Source organism: Clostridium puniceum (genome assembly GCF_002006345.1).
Taxonomy (GTDB): domain Bacteria; phylum Bacillota; class Clostridia; order Clostridiales; family Clostridiaceae; genus Clostridium; species Clostridium puniceum.
The window spans coordinates 19,409-37,139 of the sequence record NZ_LZZM01000204.1 but is presented as its reverse complement, the minus strand read 5'-3'; the positions used below and the strand labels follow the sequence as shown (position 1 = coordinate 37,139).

Genomic DNA, 17,731 nt, shown 5'->3' with positions numbered 1-17,731 from the left:
CTACCTGAAACTCATAAAAAGCTATATTTAGAAAGACATTTACAAATAGTAATTTAGTGTATAATTTTCACCTTAATCTTGTCCATTATTCGTAAAATAATAATGGTTTATTAAGCATACCTTTTTTAAAAAAAATAATTTTAAAATTTTTTATTTTTTTGTATAACTGGTCTAAAGAAAAACATTACTGAAAATGTTAATTTCAGTAATGCAAATATTTAATTACTTCTAATCTTTCTAATTTACTTCACTTTACTTTTACTTATATACAAATAATCCTATTCATTATGATTTGAATTAATAACATAGCTTATAATCATATCTACAACAGAATTAGCAATTTCATCAAAGGATATCACCACATATTTTATCGGTAATCTAGTGTAACTCATCCTCTGTACAACACCAGTTATTGTCTGATAAATATAGTATTCTGTTTTTATAGGCTCTAAATCCTGCCTTAAAGTTTTATCCTCAATTCCTTTACAAACTATAGTATGTAGAAAATCTTTATCACTTTCTTCACTGATAAATTTTTCATACATAGAATTCACTTCTTCATTAGTATCATAATAAAGATCAAATAAAACACTAAACTTCATTTGCTCTTTATACTCTTTAGCATAAGCTATCCATGCATTAAGTACCATTTTAAGTCTTTCAATTCCACTTGCTTTAACATCATCCCTTGAAATTATAAAATCAGTTATATTATTTAAGATATCAATTTGAACTTCAAATATTAATTCATCAATTGATTTAAAATGTTTATAAAAAGTAACTCTACTTACACCTGCTAAATTACATATATCTTTTATATTCACATTGATAAAATTATTTTGTAAAAATAACTTTCTCCCTGCTATAATTATATCTTCACGATTTTTATTTTTTTTGTTTTTATGCCAAGTATCACTCATTACTTATACCTCATTATTTAGAAACTTTTTTTCTTTCTCCAGCTATAAAGATTGTGCAACAAAGAATTATCGCACTTATAATATATGGCAAATTAATTTGTTTATCAAATAAATACCCAGCCATAACAGGTCCAACTATATTACCCATACTCATATAAGTAGTATTAAGTCCTGAAATAAATCCTTGTTCATCACTTCCAGCCTCATTTGAAAGCAAGGTATTTACTGTTGGTCTTAACAATGAATTAAAGGTAAAAAATAATGAAGAAACTACTATAAGATAAATAAAATTAATCTTAATTAACATTAATAATAGAGCAACTGCTGTCATTAATAACGATATTTTTATTAAATTATACTCACCAAATAATCTTACAGCCTTTTCAACAAACCATATTTGTATAACGATTCCTATTGCTGCCCCTAAAGTTATTAAAATTGAAATATCCTTTGAAGTAAATCCATATTTATTTTCAACAAATAAAGAATAAACTGTTTCAAAGCCTACCAATCCCAAAGTCATAACAAGTATGAGTATAAGGTGTTTGAAATATGGCTTATGAAAAGATTGAATTAATTCTCCAACGATGGATTGCTGTTTTTTTGATGTGTCAGCTACTCTTCTTTTCTCTAAGGGAAGTGTTTCTGGCAATATGAATGTTAATATTGATGCAACAAGACCTAGACCTGCTGCAAAAAAATAAGGTATCCTTATACCTAATTGAGCAATCATTCCTCCAATACCTGGTCCTAATACCATTCCCAAATTCATAGCTGCACTTAAATACCCCATTCCTTTGGCCCTAGTTTCTTTTGTAGTTATATCTGCTACATACGCAAGAACAGATGGCACCATAATTCCAATCCCAACCCCGCCAATAAGTCTAGCAATATATAACAACATAAGCGTATGAGAAATCGCAAATATAAAATCTGCAATAACAGTGAAAAATAAACCTAATAATATCATTATTCTTCTACCATATTTATCGGAAAACCTTCCTCCTATAGGTGAAAAAATAAATTGTGCTGCTCCAAAAGCAGCTACTAAATATCCTGCTGCAGTTCCAGCAGCATTAAATTGTTTTAAATAATCTGGCAATATTGGAATAACCATACCTTGCCCTAAAAGAGCAATAAATAAGTTAAGCATCAATATAAATAAAGGAAACATATTATTATTTTTTGAGTTCGACATCTAAATCCTCCTAATTTTTCAATAGATTACACCGTGTAACCTATTTTACCCGAAGAATCCATATTTGTAAATACAATATCTAAATTTATTGTTCTAATCAATATTATTGCAGAATTTTATTCCCCTGCGCTGGTTTATTCAGCTGGGGAATAGCCTGAGGAGGGAATGATAGTTCCTATTGAACAAATGGTTGAGTATTGTGATACTATTGCTAGTGTTCTCCAAACAAATCATAAAATTTAATATTGTAATTAGATAAACCTGACGTTATTATTATTCGAAAAATTAATGGCTACCATATTATGAACCATACCTTTATTTCATGATACAATTCATAATACGATAGCCTAAAATAATCTAACTTTATAATTTAAAATTTAAATTTATTTACTAATCTATTTAATTTGATAGCTAATGTAGCTTGCTTTTGCGATGTTTCTGATATTAATTGAATTGACCTGTTAGATTCACTCACACTTGCTAATATTTCCTCTGAACTAGCAGCTGATTCTTCTGCTGTAGCCGACACATTCTCAACTGCCTTTTGTATTTCTGATACAGTACAGTTCACAATAGTCATAGCATCTGCAACACCTGAAGACATATTGCTAAATACCAAGGCATCATTGCCATATTGCTTAGCTGTATCTACAAACAATTCATAATCACTTTTAACTTTTTCATCTATATATTCTAATATATCATTGGCACTGGTTGAAATATTTTCAAATGCATGTTGAACCTTAGTAGTTACTTCTTGTATTTTTTGTACTGTAACAGAAGATTGTTCAGCTAATTTTCTTACTTCATCAGCTACAACAGCAAACCCTTTACCTTGTTCTCCTGCTCTTGCTGCTTCAATAGCTGCATTAAGAGCAAGAAGATTTGTATTACTTGCAATACTATCTATTTCATCTGCCATTATTTTAACTTGAGATACAATTTTGCCTTCTTCAATTGCTTTTATTATGCTTTTATACTTTTCTAAATATAGCTTTTCTGATGTGTCCGAACTGTTTTCAGCAGTTTTTCTAAATTCACCAGCTTTTATTTCTATATTCTTTGCACTTTCATTTCCCTTAATTGCCTTATCTGCAACCTCTATTATATTCACAGAAATATTTTCAGTTGTGGCATTTATTTCTTCAGTTGTAGCGCTTAGTTGTTCAGCACCTAATGCTACCTGCTTCACAGCTTCATTTACAACTTCCATTTTTGACGATATTTCTTCAGTTGTAGTTGCTAATTCTTGGCTTACAGAATTTATATCATTAGCTCCTTCCGATATTTCTTTAACTAATACTCTTAAATTTATTATAGATTGATTTAAAGCTTCCGCTAAAATTCCAGTTTCACTCTTATTATCTATATCAACTGTTTTTGATAAATCATTTTCCCCAAGAGCTTTAGCAACTATTACTATTTTCTTTATTTGTGCTGAAATTGTAGTAGAAATTAGCACTCCTAAAACTATAGCTATTAACAATCCCAAAACTGTCATTGCTATACTTTCAATAGAAGCACTTCTATAAACTAACTGACTATTGTTATAATCATTATTAGCATTTTCAGAAATCGATTCCAGTTCTTTATCTAAAAATTCAATTTTATTAGTTAAAATCCCTTCACCATACTCAGACATAAATTTGCCTGTATCAGTATAATTTCCAGCTTTCACTAATTTAATTATTTTATCAGCAGTTTCTCGAGAACTCTTAATTAATTTTTCAAACTTAGTAAATTCCACTTTTTCTGAATCAGTAGCTAATATGGCTTTATAATTCGAAATAATCTCATCTTCACTAATTTTTGTATTTTCAACACTCTTTACAAAGGTTTCTAATCCTGGTCTATATCCAGCATTAGTAATAAGCAGCATATCTCTTTCACCTGAAATGGTACTTGATTTAAGTTTATTAATATAATTAATTTTTATTAAATCATTATGATAAATATTTTCAAGATTTTTATTTATATTTTTCATACTGTACATTCCAATACTTCCTACAACACCTATAAAAACTGCTACCAAAATAAAGGCTGCTAATAGTTTGTGAATAATTTTTAAATTACTTATCCATTTCATTAGTATACAACTCCTAACTTAATATTATCTGTTTAACAATAAAAATTGTGAGTATAGAATTAAATATAATTCCGCTTACAATTAAATTGTTTTTATGTACAATAAAATTAATTCTATATTTCTATTAACTTAGTGCAATATTTATCAACTTTAATCATATATTTAGAACTAATTTTACCCCTCCATAAATTCCCGCATCGTTTCCTAGCTTTGCAAGTTCAAATTTTGTATTTTCACATGCATGAAATGCTTTTTCAATATAATACTTTCTAATTGCATTCACAAGAATCATTCCTGCTTTTGAGACACCACCACCAATAACAAAAACTTCAGGATCACATATGCAGGAAATAGTAGCAAGAGCACTTCCTAATTTATCTCCTAAATCCTCAACCAATATATTAGCTAATTTATCTCCATCTTTTGCTGCATCAAATATTGTTTTTGCTGTAATATCCTTAACTTCTCTTAAAACCGAAGAAGTACTATCACTACTCAAAAGTTTTTTAGATTCTTTTACGATTCCTGTAGCTGATGCATATTGTTCTAAGCAGCCTGTTTTACCACAGCCACAAGTTTGAGTTTCATTTTTCACAACTTTTATGTGTCCAATTTCCCCACCTGCTCCATTAGTTCCTGAAATAATATTTCCTTCAATAATTATTCCTCCACCAACTCCTGTTCCTAGTGTTACCATTACTACATTCTTATATCCTTTGCCTCCTCCTTGCCACATCTCTCCAAGGGCTGCAACATTTGCATCATTTCCTGCTTTTACTGGAAGATCAATCATTTCATTTAAAGTTTCTTCAACATTAAATATTCTCCAACCTAAATTTACACACTTCAATACATTTCCATCACTACTCACTGGACCAGGGACTCCAATTCCAACCCCAACCACATCATTTGTATGTATATATTTTTCTTTAAGTTTATCTTTTATTTCTTTTGCTATATCTTCTAAAATATACTTTCCACTATCCTCTTTTCTAGTCTCTACTTCCCACTTTTCCAATAGAGTTCCATCAACTTTAAACAACCCCATTTTTATAGTAGTTCCACCAATGTCTATTCCAAATCCATACTGCCTCATTTCTTTTCCTCCATAAATATATTTTTATTCTAATGTTCTATACATATCAATTACTTTTGATTTCAAGTTACTTGCCACTTTCCTCCTTATAAATACTCGGTAATATTTTAGCTAAATTACCATATTCTTTTACACTGTGATAAGCAAGTCCTTTTGGAGCTTCAAGAGGTATTTTTACAAAATCAGGTATTATTCTTACAACCTCATTATTAATCAAATTATAACCAAGCCAAAAGTGAGAACTTAGTTCAATACCATTTGGTATCTTATGTATTGTGTGGCACATAACCGCTGAACTTCCATTTCCCCATACAACTGATTCAACTTTAGAATCTTCTATTCCATTCTTAAAAAATTCATTTGGAGATAAAAAATTAATTTTAATTGTTTCAACTCCACATCCTGTATCCTCAACTACAGTATGAGTTACTCCCCATATTTTTTCTTTGTCTGATAAATTTATATCCAAGAGTTGTTCTCTTTTTGTTGTCTTCACATCAAAATGATCTTCCCTATCCCATATTTTGTATCTTAATGGTTCTAATCCATGCCATGCAAACCACCAATCAAACATTTCTACAGTAATACCTTCCATTTTTGTTACTGTAGACACATAAGCTGACCCATCCTCTAAAACACAATACCCTATATTTTCATCACTATTATTACATAGTAATATTTTCTCTCTATCTTCCAGCAATATTACATTTTGAATATTCATTGCTCCGGCATCTAATAGTTTGATAACCTTTTCATCTGTATTGCTTAACTCCATAAAAAAATATTTAGAGTAACTTTTCTTCATTTCTTCCTTCGATAATTCATTAATCATTCCTAAAACCTCCATTTTTTTTATTTTTACAATAACTTTTATTGATTTATAATCTGTTCTTTTTCACTTTTAAAAAACACTAAAATGTAACTACAAATTGATAATAAAAACATTCCAATAGCGCATATAATAAACACTCCGCTAGTTGACATATTTTTGAATATATAGTTGGTAAGACTATTTATTATAATTGGAGATAATAAACCTCCAATTCCTCCAATTACTGCAAAAACACCATTTGCAAGAGCTATGGCGATTTGAGGTACTGATACAGAGATAATATATGAAGCTTGAGCCATAAAACAACTCAAAGAAATCCCTAAACATGCACTTCCAAAAAGTATCCCAAATATATTATTGGGCAAAACAACAACTGATAAATATCCTAATCCAGCTGCAAAAATAGCAAAAGGTAATGTGTTACGCTTTAAGGCTGATGATATCCTTGAAAAGTTAAAACCAACTAAAAGTGCAAATCCACCCTGTACTGCAGCCACTATTCCTGTAAGCGCAGAACTTCCATTTAAGTTCTGTAAAATATGAGTAGCTATATTAGTCATAAAGGCTGTTATAAATAGAGTATGAAAAAAGCTAATTAAATATAATTCAAATACCATTTTATTTAACTTTAATTTTTGTGTAGTACTTAGAACCTGTGCTCCTGTATCTGGCAATTGATATATTACAATTATAAATGCTGCAAGAGCAATTAAATGAACTAAAAAGAATTTTTGATATCCAAAGTTCCCCAATATCCCCCCAACAATATTTATAAATATTGAACCTATTCCCATTCCTGTAACATGGAGCCCCATAAGAGCTGCACGATCTTTCCCCTCAAAGAAGTCACTAATTATTGCTGCATTAAGTGGTGATACTATTCCAAATCCAAAGCCTATAAGAATCCTTGAAATCATCATAAATGAAAAACTATCCACTAAAAATGGACTAGCTCCTACAAAAGCAATGATTATTAAACCAAGTAATACTATTTTTCTTTTTGAAATCTTAGTTACTAACCACCCAACCAATATTGATGCTACCATTAACAAAAAATAAGGTACGGTTTGAAGTGTTTGAACTGCATTTGAACCTTCTTCTTTAAATGCTATATCCAACATTCCTAATACAGGTGCTACTCCAGTTATATTTAACCCAAGTACAAAGGCTATAGAAAATATTGATATTTTTATACTTTTATTACTTTTTTGTTTCATAAATAAATTCCCCTTTCTAATCGATATTTAGATGTACTCTTACTCTAAAATCTACTCTTTAATGATATTGTTTTCATTTATTTGTAAATCAGCTGAAGTTATATGTAATAATAATATCATATTATTAAATTTCTTCAATATATTTTCTGAAAATATATACTTTTTTTCATGATTTTTTCTTTAAATATCATATATATCGTATTTTTTATAAAATTCCTACATTAAAATACATTGATTATCTAATATGCTTTTTTCTTAATAAATCAAAAAAAACTTTTAAACTTTTTCTGAATATATAATTTTCATTCATATTGTATTAGTCACTTTTAAGTTAAATTAAAATCATAACTTACAACTATTTTTATGATTTTATGACGCATATATATATTTTCTGAAAATATTTGCTTTATTTTTGATTTTTTCTTGTATTTTTCATGAAAAAAGTGTTATAATATTTTCATGAGATACGATATGCTATTTCTAAACTCATATCAAGGAGGAATAAATAAATGAAAGTTAATTTTGGAATAATAGGCTTTGGATTTATGGGACATATACATGAAAAAACACTAGCATCATTAGATGGGGCAAACATAGTTGCAGTATGTGATATTGACGAAGTAAAAATGAATGATGCTATTACTGAAAATGTTATTAAAACTACTAGCTTTGATGAGTTGTTAAAAATTGATGATATTAATACCGTAATAATCTCAGTAAGTAATCATATTCATAAAGAGGTTGTAATCAAGGCTGCGAAAGCAGGAAAAAATATAATTTGTGAAAAACCTGCTGCTATGAATGTAAAGGAATACGATGAAATGATAGCTGTTGTAAAAGATGCTGGAGTATTATTTACAGTACATCAACAACGTAGATACGATGTAGACTTTAGGACTGCAAAAGAAGTATATGATCAAGAGACCTTAGGTAATGTATATACTATCCAATCAAAGTTATATGGAATAAATGGAAATATGCATGATTGGCATGTATTTAAAAAATACGGTGGTGGAATGTTATATGACTGGGGTGTTCATTTAATAGATCAAATGCTTTATATGGTTGATAGTAAAATAAAGACTATCTATGCTGATTTAAGAAATGTTATTAATGAAGAAGTAGATGATTACTTCAAGATTTTACTTAAGTTTGAAAATGGAGTGACAGGTGAAATAGAGCTTGGAACTTACTTCTTAGCTGATAAACCAAAATGGTTTGAAAGGCATTGGTTTATTGGTGGAGATAAAGGAACCATGTACAGTGATGGTTTTGATCCAGAAGGAAAAATCGCAAGAACAACTAGACTTCTTAAAAATGTTCCTGGAAAAACTACTATGACAGCTTCTGGTCCAACACGTTCGTTTGGTCCACCTCAAGAGGGAGTTTTACTTACTGAAGATTTACCTAAAGTAAATGTCGCTCACATAATGTTTTTTGAAAATTATCTAAAAGCATTAGAAGGGAAAGAAGAATTAATTATCAAGATACCTGAGGTAAGAAGAGTTTTAGCTGTAATGGAAGCTGTAAGAGAATCAGCAGCCTCTAAAAAATCTGTTGATTTTGAATAAATAACTAAAAATAATTTTAAATATAAAGGAGAAATTTAATTATGAAAAACGGAAAAGTTCAAATTGCTATTGTAGGTTGTGGAGGAATTGCAAATCAAAAACATATGCCATCCATAAAAGCTAATTCAGAAAAGGCAGAAATAGTTGCCTTCTGTGATATTATACCTGAACGTGCAAAAAAAGCAGCTGAAGATTATGGAACACCAGATGCTAAAGTATATGCCGATTATAAAGAAATGTTAGCTGATACAAGTATAGAATTTGATGTAGTACACGTATGTACTCCTAACGTTGCCCACTGTCCAATTACAGTTGCAGCTTTTGAAGCTGGAAAACATGTAATGTGTGAAAAACCAATGGCTCATAACACTGAAGATGCACAAAAAATGATTGATGCTTGGAAAAAATCAGGAATGAAATTCACAATTGGTTATCAAAACAGATTCCGTGACGATACAACAACATTAAATGCTTCATGCAAAAATGGAGAACTTGGAGAAGTTTATTTTGCAAAAGCACATGCTATTAGAAGAAGAGCTGTTCCTACTTGGGGTGTATTCCCTAACAAAGCACTACAAGGTGGTGGTCCATTAATAGATATTGGTACTCATGCATTAGATATAACACTTTGGATGATGGATAATTATAAACCAGTTTCTGTAACTGGACAAGTATTTTATAAATTAGGACGTCAAGCTGATGGTCCTGATGGAAATGTATTTGGTCCATGGGATCCTGAAACATTTGAAGTAGAAGATTCAGCATTTGGTATGATTAAAATGGAAAATGGAGCTGTTGTTTACTTAGAATCATCTTGGGCATTAAATGTACTAAAATCTATGGAAGCATCTACAACACTTTGTGGAACAAAAGGTGGAGCTGAAATTCATCATGGTGGAAGCTATCCAAAAGATGAACTTATCTACAACAATGTAGAACATAATCAACTAATGGAAAAAACTATTTCTCCTGCTGGTATTGTTGACTTCTTCGAAGGTGGTGCATCAGCAGAAGGTGTACGTGAACAGTCACAATGGATGGATGCAATCATAAATAATACAGATCCATTAGTTAAACCCGAACAAGCCTTCGTGGTAACACAAATTTTAGATGCAATCTATAAATCAGCTGAAACTGGTAAAGAAATATACCTTTAATAAGTAAGTAATTAACCTAAGCCATAAGAGTTAGTCTCTTTTGGCTTATCCTATCAAAATTTTTTCTAAATCGGAGGAATTATAATATGAAATTAGGTTTTGTAAGTGCTATTTTAGATACTTATACATTTGAAGAAATGATTGATTTTGCAAGTGAAAGCGGTTTTGAATGTGTAGAAGTAGCTTGCTGGCCAAAAGGTAAAGCAGAACGTAGATATGCTGGTGTTACACACATAAACGTAGATGAACTTGATGACAATAAAATTGCTTATATTAAAGATTATTGTTCTAAGAAAAATGTGAATTTATCTTCTCTTGCTTACTATCCAAATACTTTAGATCCTGACCTTGAAAAAAGAGAAGCTCATGTAAGCCATATAAAAAAATTAATCGTTGCATCTAACAAATTAAATATAGGTGTAGTAACTACTTTTATAGGTAGAGATCAAAATAAAACTGTAGAAGAAAATCTTGAAATATTTAAAGAAGTTTGGACTCCAATAATAAAATTAGCTGAAGAAAACAAAGTTAAAGTTGCTATAGAAAATTGTCCAATGATATTTACAAATGACCAATGGCCAGGCGGACAAAATCTTGCAACAACTCCTGCTATTTGGAGACAAATGTTTACTGCAATAAAAAGCGATTATTTCGGACTAAACTATGATCCATCACATTTTGTATGGCAGCAAATAGATTACATTAAACCACTATATGAATTCAAAGAAAAAATATTCCATGTACATTATAAAGATATTAAAGTTTACAAAGATAAATTAGATGATGTTGGAATTATGGCTACTCCACTACAATTTATGTCTCCAAAGCTACCAGGTCTTGGTGATGTAAACTGGGGTAAATATGTTTCAGCTTTAACTGATATAGGATATAAAGGTAATACATGCATTGAAATTGAAGATAAAGCCTTTGAAGGCTCTGATGAAGAAATTAGAAACTCTTTATTACTTAGTCAAAGATATTTAAAACAATTTGTAATTTAGAACTTATTCTCACAAAATTTATTATAAATAAGTAAATACTAAACATATAATACACACTAACTTGACACTAACACTATAAATTCAAAAAAATTATGATCTTAAATCTAAGGAGGATTTTATTATGAAAGAAATCACGTGCGATGTTGTTGTTGTTGCTGCTGGTCCAGCGGGGCTTGCTGCAGCAATTTCAGCTGCTGAAAATGATATGTCAGTTGTAGTATTTGAAAAGTCAATGAACACAGGTGGTGCAGCCAATATGGGGATGGGACCATTAGGCCTTGGAACTAGCGTTCAACGTAAAGAATTAGCAACTGTAGATAAAAATAAAGCCTTTGATATGTTTATGAATTATACACATTGGAGAGTAGATGCAAATTTGGTTAGAAAGTACTTTGACAAATCTGCTGATACTATCGATTGGTTACAAGATATGGGAGTTGAATTCTATAAAGCTTCTAAATATTTCCCTGGTTCAGAGCCAACTTGGCATATTGTAAAACCAGAATCTGGTATGCCTGGTCCAAGAGCTGCTGCTACTATGATAAAACGTATGACTGAAAAAGCTGTAGAATTAGGTGTACAATTTTATTTTGAAACACCAGCTAAAGAATTAATAAAAACTGATGGAAAGATAACTGGAGTTATTGGCCAAACTAAAGATGGAGACGAAATCAAAGCAAACTGTAAAGCTGCTGTTATTGCAACAGGTGGTTTCGGTGATAATGCTGAAATGATAAAAGAATATACTGGATACGAATGTGGAAAAGATTATTTTGGTTTCCGTATCCCTGGCTTAGTTGGAGATGGAATTAAAATGGCTTGGAATGCAGGAGCAGGAAAAAGTGATATAAATATAGAAATGGTTGTTACTCTTCCAGGTGAAAATGTCACTGGTTCAATTCATGCTGCTTTTAACCAACCAAATCTATTAGTTAATTTACAGGGTGAACGTTTCTTTAATGAAGAACATTTTGAAAATAGTACTTATGCTGGAAATGCTATAAATCTTCAAAAAGATCGTTGTGCTTTTATGATTATCGATGAATCAATTAAAAGACAATACCTTAAAAGAGGTGTTGATGTAGTAAGTATGGTTCTAAATCAAGAAAATATTCATGGTTTTGATGAACATATGGAAACAGCAATTTCTCAAGGAAATCCATACTTATTTGCTGCCGATACTATTGAAGAATTAGCAGAGAAAACTGGAATTAACTGCGATAACCTATTAGATACAATTGATGATTACAATGATGCTTGTGAAGGCAGAGATGAAGCTTTTGGTAAAAAAGCTGAATATATGAGACCAATAAGAAAAGGAAAATTCTATGCTACTAAATTCTTCCCTGGTGCATATGGTTCATTAGGTGGAATTAAGATTAATCATAAAACAGAAGTTGTTACACAAGACTTTGAAGTTATTGAAGGTCTTTATGCAGCCGGAACAGATACTTGTACAATTTATGGTGACAGTTATATGTTCTTATTACCTGGTAACACTATGGGATATGCATTAAACAGTGGTCGTATGGCTGGTGAAAATGCTTCTGACTATTTAAATACATTATAATCTCTTTAAAATATAATTGAAAAAATAGAAGATATGTTTACAAATTAGTATGTAAAAAATAAAAAGATATGTATAAGAAAATATATTAGTATAAACCAAATCCCATACATAAGTGACTCCTTTGTGTATGGGATCCTTATTAATTTTAGGAAAATTAATATGAGATATTTAATTGCATTATAATTACCAATAGACTATATCTATGAATAGTTTAAGATTGTTAATATTTAAGTTTATATTATGACTATAGTAAAAAGTTTTTCAGCCACATAATTTCATGCTATTTCAAATATGAAAGGAGAAACATTAAGCACTATATATTTTGTGTTTGGTGTAATATGATTGTCTATGAAAAAAGAACAAATTGAATCTTTAACTAAATTAATGCCCTATATTAATGAACTTTTCAATATAAATACAAACATCGCTGTAACAGACCTAAATCAGTTTATTTCGATCCAACAAGGTGAAGGGGCAATGAACGTCAATTGCAAGACGGGAGACTCCTTTGATACTAATAACCCTTTCTTTGAATCTATATCAAAAGGTAAAAAGACTTTTACAGCGTTTAGAGACCCTGATGACACATTTAAAGTACATACATGTTCAACAATTACCCCCTATTATGATTATAATAACTCCATCGCCGGTTTCATACTTGTTGTACGTGATCTCGAACAACAAGCAACTGTGCAGAACCTATCTCTTAATATCTCACAGACATTCGAAGACTTTAATAAAAGCTTTAATAATATTATTAAAGAAATTTCTAAATTATCAGAAGAAGCCCATTCTAATGTTGAGGATGCTAATATGCTGATGGAGCGTATCAATGACATAGATATTATAATAAAATCAATTCAGAATATTGCCAATCAGTCTGGTCTACTAGCCTTAAATGCGAAAATTGAAGCTGCAAGAGCTGGCGAAGTCGGAAAGGGATTTGGAGTTGTTGCTACTGAAATTGGCAAACTAGCTAGTTCAAGCAAAAATTCTGCTGAAGAGGCTAAAAAATCCTTATCAGCCATGAAAAAGGCCATTGAAGAAATTGACATACGAATCAATTCAATTGAGAACAACACCAACAATCAAGTAACATCAATTACTGATATATCAAAAAATGTAATCGATGTACATGATAATCTGATAAATTTAGCACAAATTGCAAAACTTATTAAAAATTGATCTCAAAAGGACTGTCGTACTAGCAATGCTGTCAAGTTAAGCTAAAACAGCAAAAAATTAAATAACACTTTATATAAAGTAATTTTATTTAATTCTTGACAAAGGTCCAGGTTAGGACTATCCCATTAGTACTAAGTCGGACTTTTTTATTTAAGGAGATATGCATGGAAAAATCTATTTTACAAGAACAGCTAAATCGTTACTATGAATTATGGTGCGATGCTACACAACTATATGAAAAATGGGCTAAACAACGAGGGATAACCTATAACTATGTTTTAGTTCTTTGTACATTACTTAATCATCCACTACATTGTACCCAAAAAATAATAGCACAGAAATGGGGGATGCCCAAGCAAACGATAAACACAATTCTAAAAGATTTACAAAATAAAGGATATGTAATATTAACTCATCAGCCATCAGATAAGCGAAATAAACTGATATTACTTACTGATAATGGTATGCAATATGCAAAAGAAATTGAAGCTGCTTTGACTAGCTTAGATACTTATGCGATAGAAAAAATGGGACTAGAACGTATGAAATGCTTGAACGATAATCTGGCTGATTACCTCAAATACTTCCGCAAAGCTGAACATGATCAAAATGTACTGTAAAGGCGTTAGATAATATAAAACCAATACAAGGAGAGATGCAAATAATGAAAAAAAATATATTAGTCTTAACAGGCAGTCCTAGAAAGCATGGGAATAGTGATATGATGGCTGACGCATTTATTAATGGCGCAAAGTCAATGGGACATACCGTCAATAAGTATGAAGCTGCGTTTACGAAAATATCAGGTTGCCGTGCTTGTGACACTTGTTGGAGCAAAAATGTTCCTTGTTCTTTTAACGATGCATTTAACGAAAAATTTCTTCCTCTTTTAGAAAATGCTGATATGCTAGTACTTTGTATGCCACTATACTTATATGGATTTCCTGCCAGTATTCAAGCTACGCTTGAAAAAACATATTCATTACTAATGCCTCAAAGTCCGGTAAGAATGAAAATATCAGAAACAGCATTACTAATATGTGGAGGTTTTGATAACCTGGAAGTATATGGGGGTGCTATAGAAACTTACAATCAATTGTATAAAAGTTTTCAATGGAAAAACAGAGGACTTGTTGTTGCATTAGGAGTAATGGAAAAAGGTTCCATTGCCAATACGGATTACCTGGAACAGGCGGAGATAATGGGGAAAAATGTGTAATACAATCCGCTCTACATAGTATTGCCTGATATGGACGATAAAGATCCTTTTATATGATAAAACAGAATTTATAGAATGCAAATTTTTAACAAAAGTGCTAAAGAACACTTTATGTATAATAACTCGTATCTATGCTATCAGAGAGAGTAACGATTAGCAATGGGATAAGAAATGCTGGAAGATTACTTTATTAGAATAAGTAATCTTAGTAATGCAAAGTGGTAAAATCTGATTTATCGAAAAACTTGATATTCTAAATATGCCCAACTTTCTACCAAAAATAAGAGAAACAGGCTTGTCTGTAAACTGAGTCATAGAGATAGTTCCCAATAACTCTTTTATTGTGTAATACAGCAAAAGGTGGTATCGCACCCTTTTTTTACATTTAATTACTTGCAAATAATTAAAAATATCATGATAGTTTCAAGCTTTTCAAAATAACTTTAAAAAAAGCTTGAAACTATCATGCATAATTAATATCAATTTTATTAGCAATAATTTACTGCTTTCATAAATTATTTTTTATTTAATTCTAGTTATCTTTGTTTCATTCAATTCATGTGGATTTCCAGTCATATCTGCATATCCAATAGCAATAGCTGCTACAAATTGATTCCCTTTTGGAATACAGAATAAATCTTCATAAACAGCTTTCTTCTCGCCCATAAAAGCAACTCTCATTCCACCAAGTATAATGCTGGAAAGACCAATACCCTCAGCAACAATCACAATATTTTCAATTGCAATCCCACAGTCAAGCATATCAAAGTGCCCTTTTACTGGAGATGAAACAACTACTAATAGTGGTGTATCAAAAATAACTTTGTTATTACGTAACTTTAATCTTTCAATTGCCATTTCATCACCTGAATTCATAGCAAGTTCAACAAGATAATCTTCTAAATCTGTTATTAATTTTGTATCTTCTACAAAACTAAAATGCCAAGGTTGTGTGTTAGCAGCGCTAGGTGCTGCAAGAGCTGCTTTCATTAAAATGTTTATTTCAGCTTCACCTATTTTGTCTTTTTTAAATTTGCGAATAGAACATCTTTTCATTACTGATTTTATTGTATCATTCACAATTATTTCTTATCCTTCCTACAATTACTCTCCCCAATATATTTATTGATATAATATAGATGCAATATTTACTCACCAATTAATCTTGAAAGCATTTCATGATGTCGTCTTACTTGTTCAACTTCATTAGGTAAGAACTCAACTCCTCTATCCTGTTGATCTCTTTGTCCTTCATATTCAGAATTTATATATCCTGAGAATCCATTTTCTTTTAAATACTTAATAGGAGTTTCATAATCAATTGCTAAATCTTCATAACATCCTGGCTTGCCTGGTATTTCTGTCATGTTATAGAACTTTCCATGTATACTTACAATGTATGGAATAATATCTATTATATCTTCCGGACTTGCTGATGATTCATGAAGACTCATTCTTTCAATAGTTCCTTGATCAATATTATGGTTAGGATACTTTTCACTTAATACTGTACCTATATCATCTAGACTATAATTTTTACTATTTTCTAAAATAAAATCAATTGCTTCTGGATTTTTTACTTGTCTCTTTGCATAATCAATTGATACTTGAGATGGTGAATATTGAAAAATTCCAAAATCAGGTACTAGTCCAATATGCTTACTTCCTGTACGATCTGCCAGTTCAATAATTTGCTCTGACATTCTAAAATCAAGAGCTGCTGCCATTCCTGTTTTAGGTTGGACTCTTGTTCCCGGCTTAATAGGAAGAGGGGCATGAATTTCTTTACCAATCTTCACATTATATTTTTCCGCAGTCTCAAGTGCCATTTCAATAACATCTATTGGAACAAGGCAAAGTGGACGTACATTTTTAAAGCCTAATTTTGCAGCTATTTTGATGTCATTTTTGAATCTTTCTGCTGCCTCTCTATGAGTCATAATATGATCTCTAAATTGATGCACATCAAGATATATATCCATTGTAACTGCATTCATATTATATCTTGCCATTTCATTATTCCATTCAAATATAAACTGTTCAGATGGAAATGGATAATTTTTGATAATAGCCTCATCAATAATCTCAATTCCATCTGTTTTTAAATTATCATGAACTTCCTTAATCATATCTTTCCAATTCATTTGTTTAAAAAATTGAGTTTGTTGATAACTGTATAGTGAAACACCTCTATTAATTGACATACTATTTTCCCCCTTCCTGTAATTCTAAGTTAAATGAACATATACTAGCAGTCTTTCCAGAACCTGCTCCATGCCCTGGAACTGGTGGATTCTTTAACCATTCTTCATCCCATGGCATATAACCATAGGCTGCTAATACAGATTGCTGAAGTTTAATGTTATGCATTCCTGGTGCTAACCCACCTTCTTTCTCAACATAAACATACCCTTCATCGTCATAATCCCAATGTTCCCAAACACACTTTTTAATTTCTTCAAAATCCCTAGGCTCTTTCCCATTAATTTCAAACTTCTGCAAATCTCTAGGATACTCTATGCCATCACATTCAATATAATATCCATTGTGTAAAGATAAGAAACAACCTCGATAATCTGCAATACGAACTGAAAATTTAAAACCTACAACTTTTTCATCTTTTAATACATTTTCAAGACTATCTTTTCTAATTAAATAATTATCAAACATTATTTTTTC

16 protein-coding genes are annotated in these 17,731 nt (G+C 30.6%); 7 read left to right on the top strand and 9 right to left on the bottom strand.

Annotated features, from left to right (window positions below; all coding sequences use genetic code 11):
- Window positions 1–278 precede the first annotated feature (278 nt).
- From CLPUN_RS20670 to CLPUN_RS20640, 6 genes are all read right to left on the bottom strand, one after another.
- Window positions 279–920: a TetR/AcrR family transcriptional regulator gene (locus CLPUN_RS20670; protein WP_077849121.1), complete on the bottom strand. Its 642-nt coding sequence runs from the start codon at window positions 918–920 to the stop codon at window positions 279–281.
- Window positions 921–933: 13 nt separating this feature from the next.
- Window positions 934–2,118, bottom strand: coding sequence for an MFS transporter (locus tag CLPUN_RS20665; protein WP_077849120.1), 1,185 nt, complete (start codon window positions 2,116–2,118; stop codon window positions 934–936).
- Window positions 2,119–2,488: 370 nt separating this feature from the next.
- Window positions 2,489–4,204: a methyl-accepting chemotaxis protein gene (locus CLPUN_RS20655; RefSeq protein ID WP_077849119.1), complete on the bottom strand. Its 1,716-nt coding sequence runs from the start codon at window positions 4,202–4,204 to the stop codon at window positions 2,489–2,491.
- Window positions 4,205–4,358: 154 nt separating this feature from the next.
- Window positions 4,359–5,300: an ROK family glucokinase gene (locus tag CLPUN_RS20650; protein ID WP_077849118.1), complete on the bottom strand. Its 942-nt coding sequence runs from the start codon at window positions 5,298–5,300 to the stop codon at window positions 4,359–4,361.
- Window positions 5,301–5,367: 67 nt separating this feature from the next.
- Complete coding sequence (locus CLPUN_RS20645; protein ID WP_077849117.1) at window positions 5,368–6,132, bottom strand: DAPG hydrolase family protein; 765 nt, start codon at window positions 6,130–6,132, stop codon at window positions 5,368–5,370.
- A 38-nt stretch (window positions 6,133–6,170) separates the two neighbouring features.
- Complete coding sequence (locus tag CLPUN_RS20640; protein WP_077849116.1) at window positions 6,171–7,349, bottom strand: MFS transporter; 1,179 nt, start codon at window positions 7,347–7,349, stop codon at window positions 6,171–6,173.
- Window positions 7,350–7,858: 509 nt separating this feature from the next.
- Here CLPUN_RS20640 and CLPUN_RS20635 point away from each other — a divergent pair.
- The 7 genes from CLPUN_RS20635 (at window position 7,859) to CLPUN_RS20605 (ending at window position 15,052) form a co-directional block, all read left to right on the top strand.
- On the top strand, window positions 7,859–8,920 hold the full coding sequence (locus tag CLPUN_RS20635; protein ID WP_077849115.1) for a Gfo/Idh/MocA family protein: 1,062 nt from the start codon (window positions 7,859–7,861) through the stop codon (window positions 8,918–8,920).
- A 41-nt stretch (window positions 8,921–8,961) separates the two neighbouring features.
- On the top strand, window positions 8,962–10,077 hold the full coding sequence (locus CLPUN_RS20630; protein ID WP_077849114.1) for a Gfo/Idh/MocA family protein: 1,116 nt from the start codon (window positions 8,962–8,964) through the stop codon (window positions 10,075–10,077).
- 86 nt (window positions 10,078–10,163) lie between these two features.
- On the top strand, window positions 10,164–11,078 hold the full coding sequence (locus tag CLPUN_RS20625) for a sugar phosphate isomerase/epimerase family protein (RefSeq protein WP_077849113.1): 915 nt from the start codon (window positions 10,164–10,166) through the stop codon (window positions 11,076–11,078).
- 121 nt (window positions 11,079–11,199) lie between these two features.
- Window positions 11,200–12,648 carry an FAD-dependent oxidoreductase gene (locus CLPUN_RS20620; RefSeq protein ID WP_077849112.1) on the top strand — a complete coding sequence of 483 codons (1,449 nt, stop codon included), beginning with the start codon at window positions 11,200–11,202 and terminating at the stop codon, window positions 12,646–12,648.
- Between the two features lie 348 nt (window positions 12,649–12,996).
- Window positions 12,997–13,833: a methyl-accepting chemotaxis protein gene (locus CLPUN_RS20615; RefSeq protein ID WP_077849123.1), complete on the top strand. Its 837-nt coding sequence runs from the start codon at window positions 12,997–12,999 to the stop codon at window positions 13,831–13,833.
- Between the two features lie 164 nt (window positions 13,834–13,997).
- Window positions 13,998–14,453, top strand: a complete 456-nt coding sequence (locus CLPUN_RS20610) for a MarR family winged helix-turn-helix transcriptional regulator (protein WP_077849111.1) — start codon at window positions 13,998–14,000, stop codon at window positions 14,451–14,453.
- Between the two features lie 35 nt (window positions 14,454–14,488).
- Complete coding sequence (locus CLPUN_RS20605) at window positions 14,489–15,052, top strand: flavodoxin family protein (protein ID WP_278281670.1); 564 nt, start codon at window positions 14,489–14,491, stop codon at window positions 15,050–15,052.
- A gap of 522 nt (window positions 15,053–15,574) precedes the next feature.
- On the opposite strand, the gene CLPUN_RS20600 is transcribed toward CLPUN_RS20605, so the two are convergent.
- From CLPUN_RS20600 to CLPUN_RS20590, 3 genes are all read right to left on the bottom strand, one after another.
- A complete protein-coding gene (locus tag CLPUN_RS20600) occupies window positions 15,575–16,132 on the bottom strand; it encodes a nitroreductase family protein (protein WP_077849110.1) in 558 nt (185 codons plus the stop codon).
- Window positions 16,133–16,200: 68 nt separating this feature from the next.
- Window positions 16,201–17,256, bottom strand: a complete 1,056-nt coding sequence (locus tag CLPUN_RS20595; RefSeq protein ID WP_077849109.1) for a TIM barrel protein — start codon at window positions 17,254–17,256, stop codon at window positions 16,201–16,203.
- Window position 17,257: 1 nt separating this feature from the next.
- Window positions 17,258–17,722, bottom strand: a complete 465-nt coding sequence (locus CLPUN_RS20590) for a C-glycoside deglycosidase beta subunit domain-containing protein (RefSeq protein ID WP_077849108.1) — start codon at window positions 17,720–17,722, stop codon at window positions 17,258–17,260.
- Window positions 17,723–17,731: the final 9 nt, after the last annotated feature.